Here is a 19237-nt window from a genome sequence, read left to right on the forward strand (position 1 = left end):
GTTTATGGCAGTCAAGGTCCTGGTGGTGGATGATTCGGGTTTTTTCCGCCGCCGCGTCTCGGAAATTCTTTCAGCGGATATCAATATCCAGGTCGTCGGTACCGCGACCAACGGCAAAGAGGCGATCGATCAGGCGCTGGCGCTCAAGCCGGACGTGATCACCATGGACTACGAGATGCCGATGATGGATGGCATCACGGCCGTGCGGCACATCATGCAGCGCTGCCCGACACCGGTATTGATGTTCTCCTCGCTGACCCATGAAGGCGCCCGGGTAACCCTGGATGCGCTGGATGCCGGCGCGGTGGATTTCCTGCCGAAGAACTTCGAAGACATCTCGCGCAATCCCGAGAAGGTCAAGCAACTGCTGTGCGAGAAGGTCCATAGCATCTCGCGCAGTAACCGTCGTTTCAGCAGCTACAGTACGCCGGCGCCACAACCGGCGGCGACACCGAAGCCTGCGCCAACGAGCACCGGCAGTTTCGGCGGCACGGCCACGGCGCGCCCGGCGGCGACGCCGATTCCCGCCCGTACGCCGGCCGCTGGCGCGTCGTCGCCGGCGCCCAAGCGCAAGGCCTACAAACTGGTGGCCATCGGTACCTCCACTGGTGGCCCGGTGGCGCTGCAGCGGGTGCTGACCCAGTTGCCGGCCAACTTTCCGGCGCCGATCGTGCTGATCCAGCACATGCCGGCGGCCTTCACCAAGGCGTTCGCCGAGCGCCTGGACAAGCTTTGCCGGATCAGCGTCAAGGAAGCCGAGGACGGCGACATCCTGCGTCCGGGCCTGGCGCTGCTGGCACCGGGCGGCAAGCAGATGATGGTCGACGGCCGTGGCGCGGTGAAAATCCTCCCGGGCGACGAGCGCCTGAACTACAAGCCGTGCGTGGACATCACCTTCGGTTCGGCGGCCAAGTCCTACGGCGACAAAGTTCTGGCGGTGGTCCTCACCGGCATGGGCGCCGACGGTCGCGAAGGCGCGCGCCTGCTCAAACAGGGCGGTAGCGCGGTCTGGGCCCAGGATGAGGCGAGCTGTGTGATCTACGGGATGCCGATGGCGATCGTCAAGGCGGAGCTGGCGGATGCGGTGTACGGCCTGGACGACATCGGCAAGCATCTGGTCGAGGCCTGTCTCTGATGGATGTTCTAAGCCTCATCGGGATCATCATGGCGTTCGTCGCCATCATCGGTGGCAACTACCTGGAAGGCGGTCATCTGTCGGCCCTGGCCAATGGTCCGGCGGCGCTGATCGTGCTGGGTGGGACCATCGGTGCGGCGTTGCTGCAATCGCCGCTGAGCGCCTTCAAGCGCGCGATGCAGATCCTCGGCTGGATCCTGTTTCCGCCGCGAGTCGACCTGCCCGGGGGCATCGACCGCGTCGTCAACTGGAGCCTGACCGCCCGCAAGGAAGGCCTGCTGGGCCTGGAAGGCGTGGCCGATGCCGAGCCCGACACCTATTCGCGCAAGGGCCTGCAACTGCTGGTGGACGGCGCCGAGCCGGAATCCATCCGCAGTATCCTGGAGGTGGATTTCTACACCCAGGAAAGCCGCGACATTGAGGCGGCCAAGGTCTTTGAAAGCATGGGCGGCTACGCGCCGACCATCGGTATCATCGGTGCGGTCATGGGCCTGATCCATGTGATGGGCAATCTGGCCGACCCTTCGCAGCTGGGCAGCGGCATCGCCGTGGCCTTCGTCGCGACCATCTACGGCGTGGCCAGCGCCAACCTGGTGTTGCTGCCGATCGCCGCCAAGCTCAAGTCCATAGCCTTGCGGCAGTCGCGTTATCGCGAAATGTTGCTTGAAGGAATCCTGTCGATTGCCGAAGGTGAAAACCCTCGTTCCATTGAGTTGAAGCTGCAAGGCTTCATGGATTGATGGGGGTAATGGACTATGTCCCGTCGTCGCCGGCATGAAGAACACGTCAACCACGAGCGTTGGCTGGTGTCCTACGCGGACTTCATCACCTTGCTGTTCGCCTTTTTCGTGGTCATGTACTCGATCTCCTCGATCAACGAGGGCAAGTACAAGGTCATTTCCGAAGCGCTGATCGGTGTGTTCACCGATTCGGACCGCGCCCTCAAACCGATTCCCATCGGTGAGGAGCGGCCCCAGACCGTGACCCCGGCCAAGCCGCTGGTCAAGGACAGCGAGCAGACCGACGCCGGTATCGCCGGTGCCAGCGATCCGCTGAAAAGCATCGCCGACGATATCAGCGCGGCCTTTGGCGACCTGATCAGTTCCAACCAGATGACCGTGCGCGGCAACGAGCTGTGGGTCGAGATCGAACTCAACTCCAGCCTGTTGTTCGGCAGCGGCGATGCCATGCCCAGCGACCTGGCGTTCAACATCATCGACAAGGTGGCGGCGATCCTCAAACCCTTCGACAACCCGATTCACGTCGAGGGCTTTACCGACAACCAGCCGATCCAGACCGCGCAGTACCCGACCAACTGGGAACTGTCGTCGGCCCGCTCGGCGAGCATCGTGCGGATGCTGGCGATGCAGGGGGTCAATCCGCAGCGCCTGGCTTCGGTGGGCTACGGCGAGTTCCAGCCGGTAGCCAATAACGCGACGGCCGATGGCCGTGCCCGCAACCGTCGGGTGGTGCTGGTGGTGTCGCGCAATCTCGACGTACGCCGCAGCCTGACGGGCACCGGCACCGCCCATGCAACACCGGATGCGGCATTGAAGCGGGCTGGCACACAAACTGCACCTACGTCAGTCAAGACGCCGGGACGCGAGAGTGCCGTCAATTCTCCGTCACCGGCTTTATAACTGGGTGCTATTTCTCGGTGGGCCCGTGCTTGCCGGGAGGAACAATCTGAATGAGAGTCTGGGCAGTTGCCAATCAAAAGGGTGGCGTCGGTAAGACCACCAGTTCCATCGCTTTAGCCGGGTTGCTGGCCGAGGCGGGCAAGCGCGTGGTCGTGGTCGATCTCGACCCCCACGGCTCCATGACCAGCTATTTCGGCTATGACCCCGACAGCCTGGAACACAGTAACTACGACCTGTTCCTGCACAAGGGCAGCGTTCCCGAGGGCTTGCCCGGGCAGTTGCTGCTGTCGACCAGCGACGAACGTATTTCCCTGCTGCCCTCGAGTACCGCGCTGGCTACCCTGGAGCGCCAGTCGCCGGGGCAGAGCGGCCTGGGCCTGGTGATCGCCAAGAGCCTGGCGCAGCTGTGGCAGGATTTCGACTATGCGGTGATCGACAGCCCGCCGTTGCTCGGCGTGCTGATGGTCAATGCCTTGGCGGCGAGCCAGCAACTGGTGATCCCGGTGCAGACCGAGCACCTGGCGGTCAAGGGCCTGGAGCGCATGGTCAATACCTTGGCGATGATCAACCGCTCGCGCAAACAGGCGCTGCCGTTCAGCATCGTGCCGACCCTGTTCGACCGCCGCACCCAGGCGTCCCTGGGCACCTTGCGGGTGCTGCGCGACAAGTTCCCGGATGAGATCTGGCAAGGCTATATCCCGGTCGATACGCGCCTGCGCGATGCCAGCCGGGCCGGGTTGACACCTTCGCAGTTCGACGGCAAGAGCCGCGGCGTACTGGCCTATCGCGCCTTGCTCAAGCACCTGCTGGCCCAGCAACTTGTCCCGCAGGTGGCCTGACGTGGCGGAGCATTCAAGTCTGCTGCCGGTCTGGCCGATAAACCCTACAGGTCACTGTGCTGGGTTTTATCCGTGGGCATCCTTATGAACCGTCCTGTCGACGTCACGTCCCGGCCGCAGTTGGCGCTGCAGTCCTACCTGGACGCGTTGCTGCAGGACGCCACCGAAGAAGAATTCGCGGTTCCCGAGGCGCTGCCGCAGGTTCAGGCAGCCGTTGCAGAGGTGGCAGTGTCGAGCGAGGTACTGGATGAGTTCCAGGCCGCGGTGCTCGAAGAACAGGCTCGCGATGCCCAGGCCCAGCCTGCGCCGGCTGCGGTTGTCGCGCCGGTAGTGCGGGTCGAGGAAGCGGTGGTCGCCCCCGTGCTGGAGGCGCCCGCGCCATTGCCGGCCACCTTGTCGACCGTTGCGCCCTTGTTGCAAGGCCTGGTCGAACCGGTGGTCGAGGTGCATCGGCCGCCAAGCAGCACGCCGCCCCCGGTGGCGGGTGACGACCGGCCGAGCTGGGCGGCGGAACCCTTCGAGTGCCTGCTGTTCGATGTCGCCGGGTTGACCCTGGCGGTGCCGCTGGTCTGCCTGGGGTCGATCTACTCCCTGGCGGGGCATGAACTGACGCCGCTGTTCGGTCAGCCGGAGTGGTTCCTCGGGATCCTGCCGAGCCAGGCCGGCAACCTGAAGGTGCTGGATACCGCGCGCTGGGTGATGCCGGATCGCTACCGCGACGACTTCCGCCAGGGCCTGCAATACGTGATCTCGGTCCAGGGCTACGAGTGGGGGCTGGCGGTGCATCAGGTCAGCCGCTCGTTGCGCCTGGACCCGAACGAAATCAAATGGCGCAGCCACCGTGGCCAGCGGCCATGGCTGGCGGGCACGGTCATCGAGCATATGTGCGCGCTGCTGGACGTTTCCGAGCTGGCCGAACTGATCGCCAGCGGCGGTGCGAAACACATGGCTATCAGTAAACCGGCGCCGAAGCCGATATAGACCAACAACAGGCTGCGCCGACGGTGCGGCCACACAGAACACACACCGTTTCCAACGGTTTTTTGAGGGGTCAGGGGTATGAATAAGTCGTCGTCTGCACAGAGTTCCGAAGATCCGATCCTGCAATGGGTAACCTTCAAGCTGGATAACGAGTCCTACGGCATCAACGTGATGCGCGTGCAGGAAGTCCTGCGCTACACCGAGATCGCACCGGTACCGGGTGCCCCGAGCTACGTGCTGGGCATCATCAACCTGCGCGGCAACGTGGTGACCGTGATCGACACCCGCCAGCGTTTTGGCCTGGTGCCCACCGAGGTCAATGACAACACCCGTATCGTGATCATCGAAGCCGACAAGCAAGTGGTCGGGATCATGGTCGACAGCGTGGCGGAAGTGGTTTACCTGCGTCAGTCGGAAGTCGAGACCGCGCCGAACGTCGGTAACGAAGAGTCGGCCAAGTTCATCCAGGGCGTGTGCAACAAGAACGGCGAGCTGCTGATTCTGGTTGAGCTGGACAAGATGATGAGCGAAGAAGAGTGGTCGGAACTGGAGAGTATCTGATTGATTCTCGAGGTTGCGGTTATTGTCCTGTTCCTCTTTTGGGCAGGCACACTGGCGATGTTCCTGGCCTATATTCGCGCTCAGCGGCAGATCGCCGCCCAGCAGGCCCAGGGCGATGCGCTGCGCGATCAGCGCATCAAGGACCTGGCCAAGCGCGTCGACGATTACCAGAACGGTACGGTGCGCATGGGTGAAGACCTGCATGAGCTGCGCGCGGTGGTCGGCCCGTTGCCGGACAAGCTGGCCCAGTTGGAGCAGCGCGATCCGTCGAGCTTGTCCTTCGCCCAGGCCGCGCGCCTGGTGGGCATGGGCGCCAGCGTCGACGAACTGACTCAGTCCTGCGGCTTGACCCAGGCCGAGGCTGAGTTGATGAGTAAGTTGCACAAAAGCTGAAATCCCTCTGTAGCCGCTGCCGCAGGCTGCGCCAAGGCCGAAGGCCTTCAGCGATCCTGAGATCCCTGCGGCCGTACCGGCCGATCGCAGCCTGCGGCAGCGGCTACAGATCAGTAATCCTCCCCGCTTTCCGTCACATCTTTCTCCAGCGCCGCTTCCTGCGGCTCATGCCCGGCCGGGAACTTGCCCTTGAGGTTCCAGGCGAAGGCGATGATTTCGGCAATGGTCCGGTACAACTCCTCGGGAATGCTGTCGCCCAGTTCCATGCGCGCCAGCAGTTTCACCAGCTCGGCGTTCTCATAGATCGGCACTTCACAGTCGCGGGCGATTTTCAGGATGGCTTCGGCCAGTTCGTCGTCACCCTTGGCGGTCAGCGTGGGGGCGTGCTGGCCGTCGTACTTGAGGGCGATGGCCTGGCGTGGCGGGTTGGGATTATTCATGCGGTTTCATCGACCCAGCGTTGTTCCAGTCGGGTTTTCGGGCCCTGCGGCGGTGTGCCGAGATGGCAGTCCAGATCGCCCACATCCAGGCCGGACGCGAGCAGCCGTTCACGCAGGCTGCCCAGATGGCTTTCGATCAGGCTCGCGGTAAATGGCCGCTGCGCCCAGAGCTGGCTGGACAGGCGGCCCTTGAGCAATTGCGCCTGCACCTGCAGCGGGCCCAGGGGCTCGAGGTCGAACGCCAGTTCGACGCGCCACAGCTGCTGTTTCGGTTCGCGTTCCTCGCGTTTTTCCTCGGGCGGTTTTTCCGCCGGGTCTTCGCGCTGGAACTTGACCTGCAGGGGCACGACGTCCTGCATCGTGCGCATCGGGATCTCCAGTTGCCAGGTGGTCAGCAGCCGCCCGTCATCGGTCAGGCCGCTCTGTTCCAGGCTCGCCAGCTGATGGCTCTGCAGGCGCGAAACAGCGGCCGCGGCCAGGCGCAGCAGGTGTTCCAGGTCGCCTTCCTCCTCAAGGCTTTGCAGCAGCCGCGAGGGCAGGGGGAAGCCACCGGGCTGGGGCTTGGCGCTGACCTGGCCGAGGGTCCCCAGGGCGCTGCGCACGAAGCTCGGCAGCACCTGGGCCAGGGTGTTGGCGGCAATGATCGCGTTGAAGCTGGTGCTGGCCGGCAGGCCCGGGGTTATCTGGGCGATCAGGCGCAGCAGGTTGCCTTTCAGGTCAGCCGCCAGGGCCGGATTGTCGCCGGCCAGCAGCCGCGATTCGAGGAAGGCGCCGCTGTTGCCCAGGGCCTGGGCCAGCGCCTTGGGGTTGCTCAGTTGCTGCAGGTCGGGCAGGCCGGCGAGCAGTTTGTCCACCGCGGCGCGCAGTTCGCTGGAGGTGTCGTCGGAGGGCGGCAGGTTCTGCAACGCATTGATCAGGCCCGTCAGCGAGGCTTGGCGGCTTTGCTGGGCGGCCAGTTGCTGGGCGATCGCCAGTTGCTCCTGGCGCCCGCTCAGCGGCACGAAGCTCAAGCTCTGCGAGCCTTGCACCAGGGCGCTCAGCAGGCTGCCGATGCGCAGGGGTTGCGGGCTGTCGATGCTCAGGGTGCTGCCGATCAGGGCGGTGTTGAACAGGCTCACCAGCGAGCGGTAGACCGCCGGTTGTCCGGCTGCCTGGGGTTGTAGCTGGGTGGTCAGCACCTTGCCCTGCAGCAGGGTGCCCACGGGAAGCTGTGCGGTGTCGAGGCGGGTCAGGGTGGCGACGCTGGCGGCAATCGCCTGCTGCACGGTGATGGCCAGGTTGCCGGCCGAGGGTTGGGTCACCGCCAGGCTGGTGCCCAGGGGCAGCGGCTGGTTGCTGGTGGCCTGGACGGTGGTCTGCCGGCCGCTGTCGAGGGTCAGCTTGAGCAACAGTTGGAACGTCTGGTCCGCCTGCTTGAGCGACAGTACTTCGGCCTTGGCCGATTGGCCGGCGGCGATCAGGCCTTCCAGGGGCTGCAGCAACTTGAGCAGCTCACCGCTGATCGGCAGCGCGCGCACGGTTCCCGGCGTCAGTTGGGGCAGCGGAGGAAGGGTGATTTCGCCTGTCATCTGGACACAACCTGTGGAGAAATAAGCCCTCTTGAGAGTAGGGCATCGCATGTATAATGCCGCCCGTCTTCGGGGAGCGTGGCGAAAACATCGCAAAAGTTTGACGCAGCTCTCTGGAACAGGCCGCCGATGCGTTTATTCTGCATCTCTTTAACGGCTGCTCCACCGCCGACTTGAACCGTAAAGGCCCGCGATCATTTGACCAGTCCTCTTCTAGAAGCCGTAGCGCTTGCCTGTGAGCGCGACCTGCGGCTGCTCTTCGAAAAGCTCGAACTGCGTCTGGCCAGCGGCGACATGTTGCAGATCAGCGGTCCCAACGGCAGCGGCAAGACCAGCCTGTTGCGCCTGCTGGCAGGGCTGATGCAGCCGACCAGCGGCCAGGTGCTGCTCAACGGCCAGCCGCTCAACGCCCAGCGCGCGGAGCTGGCGCGCAACCTGTTGTGGATCGGCCATGCGGCGGGGATCAAGGACCTGTTGACCCCCGAGGAAAACCTCAGCTGGCTCTGCGCCCTGCATCAGCCTGCCGATCGCGAGGCGATCTGGCAGGCCCTGGCGGCGGTCGGCCTGCGCGGTTTCGAGGATGTGCCCTGTCACACCCTGTCCGCCGGCCAGCAGCGCCGGGTGGCGCTGGCCCGGCTGTACCTGGACAGCCCGCCGCTGTGGATTCTCGACGAACCCTTCACCGCCCTGGACAAACAGGGCGTGGCGCAACTGGAAGAACACCTGGCCGGCCACTGCGAACGCGGCGGCATGGTGATCCTCACCACCCACCACACACTGAGCCGCCTGCCGGCCGGCTATCGCGACATCGATCTGGGGCATTGGGCCGTATGAGTGTTTTCGGACTGCTGGTTGCCCGCGAATCCCGGCTGCTGTTCCGCCGTCCCGCCGAACTGGCCAACCCGCTGGTGTTTTTCGCCATCGTTGTCTCACTGTTCCCGTTGGCGGTGGGACCTGAGACACAATTGTTGCAAACCTTGTCTCCAGGGCTAGTCTGGGTAGCGGCCTTATTATCGGTTTTGCTCTCGCTGGACGGGCTTTTTCGCAGTGATTTCGAGGACGGATCCCTGGAGCAGTGGGTCCTTTCGCCGCACCCCCTGCCTCTTCTGGTTCTGGCCAAGGTGCTGGCACACTGGGCCTTTTCCGGCCTGGCACTGGTATTGCTTGCGCCCCTGTTGGCACTGATGCTCGGTCTGCCCACAGCCTGTCTGCCGGTGCTGTTGCTGTCCCTTCTGTTGGGCACTCCGGTGCTCAGCCTGCTGGGAGCGGTGGGCGCGGCGTTGACGGTAGGACTCAAGCGTGGCGGCCTGTTATTGGCGCTGCTGATCCTGCCCCTGTACATCCCGGTATTGATTCTCGGCAGCGGCGCCTTGCAGGCGGCCTTGCAGGGTATGCCGGCGACCGGTTACCTGCTGTGGCTTGGGAGCCTGACCGCCCTGGCAGTAACGCTGACACCTTTTGCAATAGCGGCTGGCCTGAAGATCAGCGTCGGCGAATAATGAGGTCTGATCAAATTTTGATCAGTAAAGACCCTGGCTGTGCGTGACAACGCGCGGCACCCGTGATGGAAACAGTATGAACTGGACCTGGTTTCATAAGCTCGGCTCGCCCAAGTGGTTTTACGGCATCAGCAGCAAGCTGTTGCCCTGGCTGAGCATCGCAGCCTTGCTGCTGATCACCGTCGGCGTCGTTTGGGGCCTGGCCTTCGCGCCGCCGGACTATCAGCAAGGCAACAGCTTTCGCATCATCTACATCCACGTTCCCGCCGCCATGCTGGCCCAGTCCATCTACGTGATGCTGGCGGTGTGCGGGGTGGTGGGCCTGGTGTGGAAGATGAAACTGGCCGACGTCGCCCTGCAATGCGCGGCGCCCATCGGTGCCTGGATGACCACCGTGGCGCTGGTCACCGGGGCCATCTGGGGCAAGCCGACCTGGGGCTCGTGGTGGGTCTGGGACGCGCGCCTGACCTCCATGCTGATCCTGCTGTTCCTGTACTTCGGCCTGATTGCCCTGGGCAACGCCATCAGCAATCGCGACAGTGCGGCCAAGGCCTGCGCGGTGCTGGCCATCGTCGGGGTGATCAACATCCCGATCATCAAATACTCGGTGGAGTGGTGGAACACCCTGCACCAGGGCGCGACCTTCACCCTCACCGAAAAGCCGGCGATGCCCGTCGAGATGTGGCTGCCGCTGTTGCTGACCGTGCTGGGCTTCTATTGTTTCTTCGGCGCCGTGCTGTTGCTGCGCATGCGTCTCGAAGTGCTCAAGCGCGAAGCCCGCGCCAGCTGGGTCAGGGCCGAAGTGCAGAACAGCCTGGAGGCGGCATCATGAGTTTTTCGTCCTTCGCCGACTTTCTCGCCATGGGCCATCATGGCCTGTATGTCTGGTCAGCCTACGGCATCTGCCTGGTGGTGCTGATCCTCAACGTGGCGGTGCCGTTGCTGGCCCGCAAGCGTTACCTGCAACAAGAGGCGCGTCGTCTGCGCCGGGAGAACAATCAGTGAATCCGCTGCGTAAAAAGCGTCTGTTGATCATCCTCGGTGTGCTGGGCGGCGTGGGCGTTGCCGTCGGCCTGGCGCTGAGCGCCCTGCAACAGAACATCAATCTGTTCTACACCCCGACCCAGATCGCCAACGGCGAAGCCCCCCATGACACGCGGATCCGCGCCGGCGGTATGGTGCAGATGGGCTCGCTGCAACGCTCGGCGGACTCGCTGGACGTGCGCTTCGTGGTCACCGACTTCAACAAGGCCGTGACCATCACCTACCGCGGCATCCTCCCGGACCTGTTCCGCGAAGGGCAGGGCATCGTCGCCCTGGGCAAGCTCAACGCCGATGGCGTGGTGGTGGCCGACGAAGTGCTGGCCAAGCACGATGAGAAGTACATGCCGCCGGAAGTGACCAAGGCCCTGAAAGACAGTGGGCAAATGGCGCCGGCTCCGGCCAAGGAGGGCTGAGCGATGACATCCGCAATCTTCATTCCCGAGCTCGGCCATCTGGCGATGATCCTGGCCCTGTGTTTTGCCCTGGTCCAGGCCGTGGTGCCGCTGCTCGGCGCCTGGCGCGGCGACCGTCTGTGGATGGGCCTGGCGCAGCCTGCGGCCTGGGGGCAGTTTACCTTTCTCGCATTTGCCTTCGGCTGCCTGACCTATGCCTTCATGGTCGACGATTTCTCGGTGGCCTATGTCGCCAGCAACTCCAACAGCGCCTTGCCCTGGTACTACAAGTTCAGCGCGGTATGGGGTGCCCACGAGGGCTCGTTGTTGCTCTGGGCGCTGATCCTCGGGGGCTGGACCTTCGCCGTGTCGGTGTTCTCCCGGCAGTTGCCGCAAGTGATGCTGGCGCGGGTGCTGGCGGTGATGGGCATGATCAGCACCGGCTTCCTGCTGTTCCTGATCGTCACCTCCAACCCCTTCGCGCGGATTCTGCCGCAGGTGCCCGGCGACGGCCGTGACCTCAACCCGCTGCTGCAGGACATCGGCCTGATCGTGCACCCGCCGATGCTCTACATGGGCTATGTCGGTTTCTCCGTGGCTTTCGCGTTTGCCATCGCAGCCTTGCTTGGCGGTCGCCTGGACGCGGCCTGGGCGCGCTGGTCGCGGCCCTGGACCATAGTCGCCTGGGCATTCCTCGGCATCGGTATCACCCTCGGCTCCTGGTGGGCCTACTACGAACTCGGCTGGGGTGGCTGGTGGTTCTGGGACCCGGTGGAAAATGCCTCGTTCATGCCGTGGCTGGTGGGCACCGCGTTGATCCATTCGCTGGCGGTCACCGAAAAGCGCGGCGTGTTCAAGAGCTGGACCGTGCTGCTGGCCATCGCCGCGTTCTCCCTGAGCCTGCTGGGGACCTTCCTGGTGCGTTCCGGGGTGCTGACCTCGGTCCACGCCTTCGCCTCGGACCCTGAGCGCGGCGTGTTCATCCTGATCTTCCTGCTGTTCGTGGTCGGTGGTTCGCTGACCCTGTTCGCCCTGCGCGCGCCGGTGGTCAAGAGTCAGGTCGGCTTCAACCTGTGGTCGCGGGAAACCCTGCTGCTGGGCAACAACCTGGTGCTGGTGGTGGCGGCCTCGATGATCCTGCTGGGCACCCTGTACCCGCTGGTACTGGACGCCCTGACCGGGGCCAAGCTGTCGGTCGGCCCGCCGTACTTCAATGCGCTGTTCATTCCACTGATGGCGCTGCTGATGGTGGTGATGGCGGTGGGCGTGGTGGTGCGTTGGAAAGACACCCCGGTGAAATGGCTGGTAAGCATGCTGACCCCGGTGCTGCTGGGCAGCGCCGCACTGGCGGTGGTGGCCGGTATCGTCTACGGCGACTTCAACTGGGCAGTGCTGGCGACCTTCATGCTGGCGGCCTGGGTGTTGCTCGCCGGGGTCCGCGACATCTTCGACAAGACCCGCCACAAAGGCCTGGTCAAGGGCCTGCCGGGCCTGACCCGCAGCTACTGGGGCATGCAACTGGCGCACCTGGGCATCGCGGTCTGCGCCTTGGGCGTGGTGCTGTCGAGCCAGAACAGCGCCGAGCGCGACCTGCGCCTGGAGCCGGGCGAGTCCATGGACCTGGCCGGTTATCACTTCATCTTCGAGGGCGCCAAACATTTCGAAGGCCCCAACTTCACCTCCGACAAGGGCACGGTGCGAGTGGTCCGCGACGGCAAGGAGGTTGCTGTGCTGCACCCGGAAAAACGCCTCTACACGGTACAGAACTCGGTGATGACCGAGGCTGGCATCGACGCCGGTTTCACCCGTGACCTCTACGTCGCCCTCGGCGAGCCGCTGGGTGATGGCGCCTGGGCCGTGCGGGTGCACGTCAAGCCGTTCGTGCGCTGGATCTGGTTCGGCGGCCTGCTCACCGGTTTCGGCGGCCTGCTGGCGGCCCTCGACCGGCGTTACCGGGTCAAGGTGAAGACCCGGGTGCGCGAAGCCCTGGGCATGACAGGAGCCACTGCATGAGACGCTGGATAATGTTGTTGCCGCTGGCGCTGTTCCTGCTGGTGGCGGTGTTCCTGTACCGCGGGTTGTACCTGGACCCGGCCGAGCTGCCGTCGGCGATGATCGGCAAGCCGTTCCCGGAGTTCTCCCTGCCGTCGGTGCAGGGCGACAAGACCCTGACCCGCGCCGACCTGCTGGGCAAGCCGGCGCTGGTCAACGTCTGGGGCACCTGGTGCATTTCCTGCCGGGTCGAGCACCCGGTGTTGAACAAGCTGGCGCAGCAGGGCGTGACCATCTACGGCGTCAACTACAAGGACGTCAACGCCGACGCCCTGAAGTGGCTGGTCGAATTCCACAACCCCTATCAGCTGGATATTCGCGACGAGGAGGGCACCCTGGGCCTGAACCTCGGGGTGTACGGCGCGCCGGAAACCTTCTTCATCGACGCCAAGGGCATCATCCGCGACAAATACGTCGGGGTGATCGACGAAACGGTGTGGCGCGAGAAGCTGGCTGCCAAGTATCAGGCCCTGGCCGACGAGGCCAAGCCATGAAGCGTTGGCTGGCCGCGGCCGTCCTGGGCCTGAGTATCGCTGGCGTGGCCCACGCCGCGATCGATACCTACGAATTCGCCAACGACGCCGAGCGCGAGCGCTTTCGCGAGTTGACCAAAGAGCTGCGGTGCCCCAAGTGCCAGAACCAGGACATCGCCGACTCCAATGCGCCGATCGCCGCGGACTTGCGCAAGGAGATCTTCCGCATGCTCGGCGAAGGCAAGGACAACCAGCAGATCATCGATTTCATGGTCGACCGCTATGGCGACTTCGTGCGCTACAAGCCGGCCCTGACCGGCAAGACCGCCTTGCTCTGGTTCGGCCCCGCCGGCCTGCTGTTGGGGGGCGTGGTGATCATCGCCGTGATCGTCCGGCGTCGGCGCGTGCAGCGCAGCGACAACCCGAGCACACTTTCCGCCGAGGAGCGTCAGCGCCTCGACCAACTGTTGGATAAAGACCGCGAATGATTGATTTCTGGCTCGCCGCAGGCCTGCTGCTCCTGGTAGCCCTGAGTTTTCTGCTGATCCCGGTTCTACGCGGCCGTCGCGCCCAGCGTGAAGAGGATCGTACCGCGCTGAACGTGGCGCTTTATCAAGAACGCGTGGCTGAGCTGCAAGGCCAGCAGGCCGAAGGCGTGCTCAGCGCCGAGCAGATGGACAGCGGCCGCGCCGAAGCCGCGCGCGAATTGCTGGCCGACACCGAGGGCGCGGAACTGGCTGGGGTATCGCGCCTGGGCAAGCCGCTGCCATTGCTGGCGGCGCTGCTGGTGCCGCTATTGGGCCTGGGCCTTTACCTGCATTTCGGCGCCAGCGACAAGGTCGAGCTGACCCGTGAATTCGCCCAGGCCCCGCAATCCATGGAAGAGATGACCCGCCGCCTCGAGCGCGCGGTCGCCGCCCAGCCGGATTCCGCCGAGGGCCTGTACTTCCTCGGTCGTACCTACATGGCCCAGGACCGCCCGGCGGATGCGGCGAAGATCTTCGAGCGCACCGTGGCCCTGGCCGGGCGCCAGCCGGAACTGCTCGGCCAGTGGGCGCAGGCGCAGTATTTCGCCGACGGCAAGCGGTGGTCGGACAAGGTCCAGGCCCTGACCGACGAAGCGCTGAAGGCCGATCCGAAGGAAGTCACCAGCCTCGGCCTGCTGGGCATCGCCGCCTTCGAAGGCGAGCGTTATCAAGAGGCCATCGATTACTGGAACCGCCTGCTGGCGCAATTGCCGGCGGACGACAACTCGCGCGCCGCGCTGCAGGGCGGTATCGACCGGGCCACCGAGAAGCTGCTGGCCAGCGGCGGCAAAGTGGCCCAGGCGCCCGCGCCCAAGGCCGCCGCGCTGCTCAAGGTGCGTGTCGACCTGGCCGCCGAGCTGAAAGCCAAGGTGCAGCCGGGCGACAGCGTGTTCATCTTTGCCCGCGCCACTTCCGGGCCGCCGGCGCCACTGGCGGCCAAGCGCCTGACCGTGGCCGACCTGCCGGTGACGGTGGAGCTGGGGGATGCCGACGCGATGATGCCGCAGTTGAAACTGTCGAACTTCCCGGAAGTCCAACTGGTTGCACGCATTTCCCGCGCCGGCCAACCGACTGCCGGCGAGTGGGTCGGTCGCAGCAAGCCCCTGGCCAGCAGCACCACCGCGCCGCAACAACTGACCATCGACAGCCCGGATAAATAAGAGAAGCCGCCATGACCGCCATTGCTCGTATCACCCTGTTAACACTGGTCCTGGGGTTGAGCGCCTGTGCGGTCCAGCAGCCGACGCCACCCGAGACGCTGCCACCGATTCCACCCGCGCAACCCACTACCAAGCCGACGCCCGGCCCCCCGAGCAAACCCGCCACGCCGATCAAGCCGGCCAAGCCGTTGCCGCGCACTTCCGCGAGCTTCGCGCCGCCACCGGGCGGCAACAGCCACTGGGATCCGCGCCTGGGCGTCTATGTGCTGGATAACCAGACCAACACCTTCTACCGCCAGCGCACCTACTACCGCTGGAACAACGGCTGGAGCCGTTCCATCAGCCCCGACGGGCCATGGGAAGAGACCGATATCCACGGCGTGCCGTCGGGCCTGGGGCGCCAGTTCCAGTAAGCGGCTCTCAGTAAGCTCCTCCCCGTAAGCGGCGACCACTGAGCGGACCGCGGGCGAGTCCGGTTCAAGCGGTCGGTTGGATGGCCGATACCCCGGGGTGTTCCTGAGTATCGCCATCCGAGCGCCCGATGAAGAAAAGCCTGAACAAACCCTATTTCGCGCCCATGGCCTTCGGGCTCTGTGTTGTCGCTGTGCTGCTCGCCCTGCATGGCTTCGCCGATGTCGAAGTGCCGCAGCTGATCTACTTCTCCCTGGCACCGGTGTATTTGCTGGTGCTGTTCATCTTCCTCTACTACTTCTTCTGCTGGAGCTTCATCTCGGTCTTTCCCCTGGGCGAGATCGGCTGGAAGCGCGTGGACTACGGCTGGCTGTTGCTGGCGTCGCTGGCGCTGATCGGCGAGACCCAGAGCGTCAGGACCGAATGGTTCCAGAGCGACTATCGACTGGCCGAGTCCCATGAAGCCTCGACCCAGAGGCGCCTCAAGGCCGAGATCGACGATCTGTTGGGGCCGGAGCATTGCCGTGCCGCCGCGACTCTCTATAGCGCCGCCGATGCCGCGCAGGTGAACGAGCTCTGTCAGCGTTTTGCCACGTTGGAGAGAACGGCGCAGGAGCGGCTGACGGCGCTCTCGGTGGGGACGGTGGTCCAGGCGCTGGATGAGCTTCGCGCCCGGTATTCGGCGCCGCCCGTATTGGCCTGGCTCGGCCGCCTCGATGAAACCCTGGGCGACCAGCGCAAGGCCCGGGGCGAGGTTTCCAGGCTGTATGAGCTGACCCGCGCCACCGAGACGGAGACGGTTTATCGCTACTTCGTTCCAGTATTGCTGGTGTTCGCCCTGGCCCTGCGCGCCTCGAAGGTCACCGGCGAGGTGCTGCTCAAGGCCCCGCGCAAACGCAAAGTGTGGATGATCATCAACCGGCGCATGGTGATCGATGGCCTGGGGTTTGTCCGCGGCGCCCGCAGCCGCTTCGACGAAGCGCTGCGCAACTGGCGCGTGGCGAAGTGGGACGTGGTGCACCTGGCCTGTCCGTTCCTGCCTGAAGTCAGTGCCGTCGATGCCCAGGTCGCCGTGGTGCCCGGCTTCTACGAAAACGAGTTCCAGCTGGCGGCTATCGACACCTTCGAGCAGTGCGGGTTTGTCGAGTGGGCGGCTGCCCAATCGATCGAAACCTTGTATCTGGTGGGCGAAACCGACCCTGCGCTGATCGAACGGGTCCAACGCTGGGGCGAGGCGGCCAAGGTCGAAGTGCTGGTACGTGGGCGAATCTGACGTCGCTCAACCTTGAGTGGCATCCGGGCGGGCCAGCAGCTGCTGGACAAACTCGACGAAGGCCCGGGCCTTGGCGCTGGTCAGCCGCCCGGTAGGGAACACCGCCCATAGCTCCTGGCGGGGCAGCGTCCAGTCCGACATCACTTCGCGCACCGTGCCACTGGCCAGCTCGGGGGCGAACATCCATTGCGAGGCCATGGTCAGCCCCTGATGGCCCAGCACCGACTCGCGCAACCCCTCTGCGGCGCTGACGCGAATCCGCCCGCGGACCGTCACCGATTGCTGTTCGTCGCCCCGTTCGAAGCGCCAGTGGGCACCGCCGCCGAGGCTGTAGACGATCGCCTGGTGCTTGCTCAGGTCGGCGGGGCAGGCGGGTTCGCCGTGGCGGGCGAAGTAGTCCGGGGTGGCCAATACCACGCGCCGGCATTCGCCGATCCGCCGCGCGGTCAGCCCGGAGTCGCTCAAGGGGCCCATGCGCAGGGCGACGTCGATGCCGGCCTCCACCAGATTGATATTGCGGTCATCCAGCACCACGTCGATGTCGAGCTCGGGGTGGTGTTCGAGAAAGGTCCCCAGGTGCGGCACGATGTGCAGGCGGGCGAAGGTCACCGCGGCGCAGACTCGCAGCGTGCCGCGCAGCCCCGTACCGGCTCCGCGCGCCGCGAGATCGGCTTCGTCGGCCTCTTCGAGGGCCCGCCTGGCGCGCTCGAAAAACGCCATGCCGGCCTCGGTGGGCGTCAGGCCGCGGGTCGAGCGCAGCAACAGCCGCACCGCCAGCCGCGCCTCCAGCTGGGCGATGGTTTTCGATACGGCCGGCTGGCCGATATCCAGAAGCCGGGCGGCGGCGGAAAAGGACCCGCTTTCCACCACATGAACGAAGGTTTGCATGGCTGCCAGCCGGTCCATTGGGACTCCTTGTGTGTGAACGATCGAGTGTTGTGTGGAACGCCGTCGAGCCGCGGCGCCGCTTATGGGTGCCAGCCAAACCCCGGGCTTTCGCCGAACCATTGCCGGGCCTGTTCCCGCAGGGCGTTGACCAGCGGCGAATGGCTGCGGGCCCGAGACTGGGCGAGCACGATGCGTTGCAGCGGCAGCGGTTCGGCAATCGGCCGGATCGCCAGCGGCCGCCCGTCATAGCTGTGGTCGCCGAAAGGCCGGGTATAGGCCACGGCCACGCCAAAGCCGTTGGCCACCAGCCCGCGCTGCAGTTCGAAAGAATAGGTCTTGCTGAAGTTTTGCGGCTGCAAGCCATGGAAGCGGAACAGGTCGAGGAAATGCTGCCAGCTGTAGGCCTGTTCGGTCAGCACCAGGGGGTAATCGCAGAGCTGGCGCAGGCTGACCTCGCGGTGACCGGCCAGGGGATGCTCGGCCGGCAATAGCGCATGGGCCGACAGTTCGCACAGCACTGTGCTCTGTACCCCATCCGGCAAGCCCAGGTCATAGCTCAGCGCGGCGTCCAGGCTGCCGTTGCTCAATTGCTTGCCGATCTGGTCGAAGCCGTATTCGCGAATCGTCACCTCGATCGCCGGGTGGCGTTCCTTGAGGCCGCGCAACAGCTGCGGCAGGCAATAGGGCGCCAGGTCCTCGAAGCAGGCCAGCATCAGTTCGCCGGACAAGGTGTCGTCGTGGTCCGCCAGGCGTTCCAGCTCATGCACGCCGGCCACTATCTGCTGGGCCTTGTCCATCGCCAGGCGGCCGAACGGCGTCAGCGTCACTCCCTGTCCGCGCTGGCGAATGAACAGCACTTGCCCCAGGTGTCCTTCCAGTTCGCTGAGGGCGGCGGAGACCGCCGGCTGCGATACGTTCAGATGCTCGGCGGCCTGAGTGATGTTGCCGTGGCGGGTGACCGCCAGGGCGCAGCGCAGGTGGCGCAGACTGATCTTCATAAGAAATTCCGAGGAGCCAGATCGGATCATATTATTTTATTTTTGGATGAGCCTGGGGCAATAGTCTGGCGGTGGTCGCCGCGATCATGGCGGCCGTCACGCAGGAGCCCCTATGAACAGGTCAGTCAGCCCTTTGGTATCAGCGGCGGATATCGCGGCTTTTCAACGCGATGGCGCCATTTGTCTACGTGGTGTGTTCAAGGACTGGGTCGGGTCGATCGCCGCAGGTATCGAGCGTAACCAGCGCGAGCCGGGCCCCTATGCCACCAACGTGGTGGCGGCCGGCGAGCCGGGTGGTTTTTTCGACGATTACTGCAACTGGGAGCGCATTCCCGAATTCGTTGCCATGGTCCGTGAGTCGCCCGCGGCGGCGATTGCGGCAGCGGTGATGCAGTCGCCCAGTGCGCAGTTCTTTCACGATCATGTACTGGTCAAGGAGCCGGGCACCCAGAAGCCGACACCCTGGCACCAGGACATTCCCTATTACTTTCTCGATGGCGAGCAGACCGTCAGCCTGTGGATCCCGGTGGACCCGGTGCGCGAGGCGACCTTGCGCCTGATCGCCGGCTCCCACCTCTGGCCGCAATGGGTGCTGCCGCTGCGCTGGAAGGACGACAGCAGCTTTTACGAGGATGTCAGCCGCTATCGGCCGGTGCCGGACCCGGATGTCGACCCCGGCATGCAGGTGCTGGAGTGGCAGATGGAGCCGGGGGACGCGGTGCTGTTCGACTTCCGCACCGTGCACGGCGCACGCGGCAATCTCAGCCAGGCCCGCCGGCGCGTGCTGTCGCTGCGCTGGCTGGGCGAGGACGTGCGTTATGCCGAGCGCCCTGGCAGGACATCGCCGCCGTACCCTGACCACGGTATGCAAGCAGGCCAGCGCCTGCGCCAGGACTGGTTCCCACAGATCTGGCCGCCAGCCTGATCTGCCTGAAAGACCTACAAGAGCCTGACAGCGTCTCA

At 64.9% G+C, this 19237-nt stretch carries 23 protein-coding genes; 19 read left to right on the forward strand and 4 right to left on the reverse strand.

The window, feature by feature from the left end; genetic code table 11:
* The first annotated feature begins 4 nt into the window (after positions 1–4).
* The 7 genes from AC07PQ_RS27500 (at position 5) to AC07PQ_RS27530 (ending at position 5549) form a co-directional block, all read left to right on the forward strand.
* Complete coding sequence (locus AC07PQ_RS27500) at positions 5–1135, forward strand: protein-glutamate methylesterase/protein-glutamine glutaminase (RefSeq protein ID WP_007922501.1); 1131 nt, start codon at positions 5–7, stop codon at positions 1133–1135.
* Entirely contained in the window at positions 1135–1875 is a 741-nt protein-coding gene (locus tag AC07PQ_RS27505) for a flagellar motor protein (protein WP_007922500.1), read from the forward strand. Before AC07PQ_RS27500 ends, AC07PQ_RS27505 begins: the two co-directional genes overlap by 1 nt.
* Before the next feature lie 15 nt (positions 1876–1890).
* Complete coding sequence (gene motD, locus AC07PQ_RS27510; RefSeq protein WP_007922499.1) at positions 1891–2775, forward strand: flagellar motor protein MotD; 885 nt, start codon at positions 1891–1893, stop codon at positions 2773–2775.
* A gap of 50 nt (positions 2776–2825) precedes the next feature.
* A complete protein-coding gene (locus tag AC07PQ_RS27515; RefSeq protein ID WP_007922498.1) occupies positions 2826–3614 on the forward strand; it encodes a ParA family protein in 789 nt (262 codons plus the stop codon).
* A gap of 84 nt (positions 3615–3698) precedes the next feature.
* A complete protein-coding gene (locus tag AC07PQ_RS27520; protein ID WP_007922497.1) occupies positions 3699–4595 on the forward strand; it encodes a CheW domain-containing protein in 897 nt (298 codons plus the stop codon).
* Between the two features lie 78 nt (positions 4596–4673).
* Positions 4674–5156, forward strand: coding sequence for a chemotaxis protein CheW (locus AC07PQ_RS27525; protein ID WP_007922496.1), 483 nt, complete (start codon positions 4674–4676; stop codon positions 5154–5156).
* Positions 5157–5549 carry a DUF2802 domain-containing protein gene (locus AC07PQ_RS27530; protein ID WP_037033950.1) on the forward strand — a complete coding sequence of 131 codons (393 nt, stop codon included), beginning with the start codon at positions 5157–5159 and terminating at the stop codon, positions 5547–5549. It abuts the gene before it with no gap.
* A 110-nt stretch (positions 5550–5659) separates the two neighbouring features.
* Here the strand turns inward: AC07PQ_RS27530 and AC07PQ_RS27535 are convergent, their stop codons facing one another.
* Positions 5660–5989, reverse strand: a complete 330-nt coding sequence (locus tag AC07PQ_RS27535) for an EscU/YscU/HrcU family type III secretion system export apparatus switch protein (protein WP_053260133.1) — start codon at positions 5987–5989, stop codon at positions 5660–5662.
* A complete protein-coding gene (gene fliK, locus AC07PQ_RS27540; RefSeq protein ID WP_493186491.1) occupies positions 5986–7557 on the reverse strand; it encodes a flagellar hook-length control protein FliK in 1572 nt (523 codons plus the stop codon). Before fliK ends, AC07PQ_RS27535 begins: the two co-directional genes overlap by 4 nt.
* Positions 7558–7755: 198 nt before the next feature.
* Between fliK and ccmA the strand changes: the two genes are divergently transcribed.
* From ccmA to AC07PQ_RS27595, 11 genes are all read left to right on the forward strand, one after another.
* The gene (gene ccmA / locus AC07PQ_RS27545; protein WP_007922031.1) at positions 7756–8391 is read left to right on the forward strand and encodes a cytochrome c biogenesis heme-transporting ATPase CcmA; all 636 of its coding nucleotides are present in this window, start codon (positions 7756–7758) and stop codon (positions 8389–8391) included.
* Positions 8388–9056, forward strand: coding sequence for a heme exporter protein CcmB (ccmB, locus tag AC07PQ_RS27550; RefSeq protein ID WP_007922033.1), 669 nt, complete (start codon positions 8388–8390; stop codon positions 9054–9056). Before ccmA ends, ccmB begins: the two co-directional genes overlap by 4 nt.
* Before the next feature lie 76 nt (positions 9057–9132).
* On the forward strand, positions 9133–9888 hold the full coding sequence (locus tag AC07PQ_RS27555; RefSeq protein WP_493186490.1) for a heme ABC transporter permease: 756 nt from the start codon (positions 9133–9135) through the stop codon (positions 9886–9888).
* The gene (gene ccmD / locus AC07PQ_RS27560; protein WP_007922041.1) at positions 9885–10061 is read left to right on the forward strand and encodes a heme exporter protein CcmD; all 177 of its coding nucleotides are present in this window, start codon (positions 9885–9887) and stop codon (positions 10059–10061) included. The genes AC07PQ_RS27555 and ccmD overlap by 4 nt, the downstream gene beginning before the upstream one ends.
* Positions 10058–10513 (forward strand): cytochrome c maturation protein CcmE, encoded by a 456-nt coding sequence (gene ccmE, locus AC07PQ_RS27565; RefSeq protein WP_009047728.1) that lies wholly within the window; start codon positions 10058–10060, stop codon positions 10511–10513. Before ccmD ends, ccmE begins: the two co-directional genes overlap by 4 nt.
* Before the next feature lie 3 nt (positions 10514–10516).
* Entirely contained in the window at positions 10517–12505 is a 1989-nt protein-coding gene (locus AC07PQ_RS27570; RefSeq protein WP_007922045.1) for a heme lyase CcmF/NrfE family subunit, read from the forward strand.
* The gene (locus tag AC07PQ_RS27575; protein WP_007922047.1) at positions 12502–13038 is read left to right on the forward strand and encodes a DsbE family thiol:disulfide interchange protein; all 537 of its coding nucleotides are present in this window, start codon (positions 12502–12504) and stop codon (positions 13036–13038) included. The genes AC07PQ_RS27570 and AC07PQ_RS27575 overlap by 4 nt, the downstream gene beginning before the upstream one ends.
* On the forward strand, positions 13035–13505 hold the full coding sequence (locus AC07PQ_RS27580; protein WP_007922049.1) for a cytochrome c-type biogenesis protein: 471 nt from the start codon (positions 13035–13037) through the stop codon (positions 13503–13505). Before AC07PQ_RS27575 ends, AC07PQ_RS27580 begins: the two co-directional genes overlap by 4 nt.
* Positions 13502–14704 (forward strand): c-type cytochrome biogenesis protein CcmI, encoded by a 1203-nt coding sequence (gene ccmI, locus AC07PQ_RS27585; RefSeq protein ID WP_053260138.1) that lies wholly within the window; start codon positions 13502–13504, stop codon positions 14702–14704. Before AC07PQ_RS27580 ends, ccmI begins: the two co-directional genes overlap by 4 nt.
* An 11-nt stretch (positions 14705–14715) precedes the next feature.
* Positions 14716–15117 carry a hypothetical protein gene (locus AC07PQ_RS27590; RefSeq protein ID WP_493186489.1) on the forward strand — a complete coding sequence of 134 codons (402 nt, stop codon included), beginning with the start codon at positions 14716–14718 and terminating at the stop codon, positions 15115–15117.
* 128 nt (positions 15118–15245) lie between these two features.
* Positions 15246–16388, forward strand: coding sequence for a hypothetical protein (locus tag AC07PQ_RS27595; RefSeq protein ID WP_493186488.1), 1143 nt, complete (start codon positions 15246–15248; stop codon positions 16386–16388).
* A 6-nt stretch (positions 16389–16394) separates the two neighbouring features.
* Here AC07PQ_RS27595 and AC07PQ_RS27600 read toward each other — a convergent pair whose 3' ends face one another.
* Both AC07PQ_RS27600 and AC07PQ_RS27605 read right to left on the reverse strand, forming a co-directional pair.
* Entirely contained in the window at positions 16395–17294 is a 900-nt protein-coding gene (locus AC07PQ_RS27600; RefSeq protein WP_007922059.1) for a LysR family transcriptional regulator, read from the reverse strand.
* A 62-nt stretch (positions 17295–17356) separates the two neighbouring features.
* Entirely contained in the window at positions 17357–18274 is a 918-nt protein-coding gene (locus AC07PQ_RS27605; RefSeq protein WP_007922060.1) for a LysR family transcriptional regulator, read from the reverse strand.
* Positions 18275–18386: 112 nt separating this feature from the next.
* Here AC07PQ_RS27605 and AC07PQ_RS27610 point away from each other — a divergent pair, with 112 nt between their 5' ends.
* Positions 18387–19199 (forward strand): phytanoyl-CoA dioxygenase family protein, encoded by an 813-nt coding sequence (locus tag AC07PQ_RS27610; RefSeq protein WP_007922061.1) that lies wholly within the window; start codon positions 18387–18389, stop codon positions 19197–19199.
* Positions 19200–19237 lie beyond the last annotated feature (38 nt).

It is taken from the genome of Pseudomonas sp. GW821-FHT09E12 (assembly GCF_059416085.1).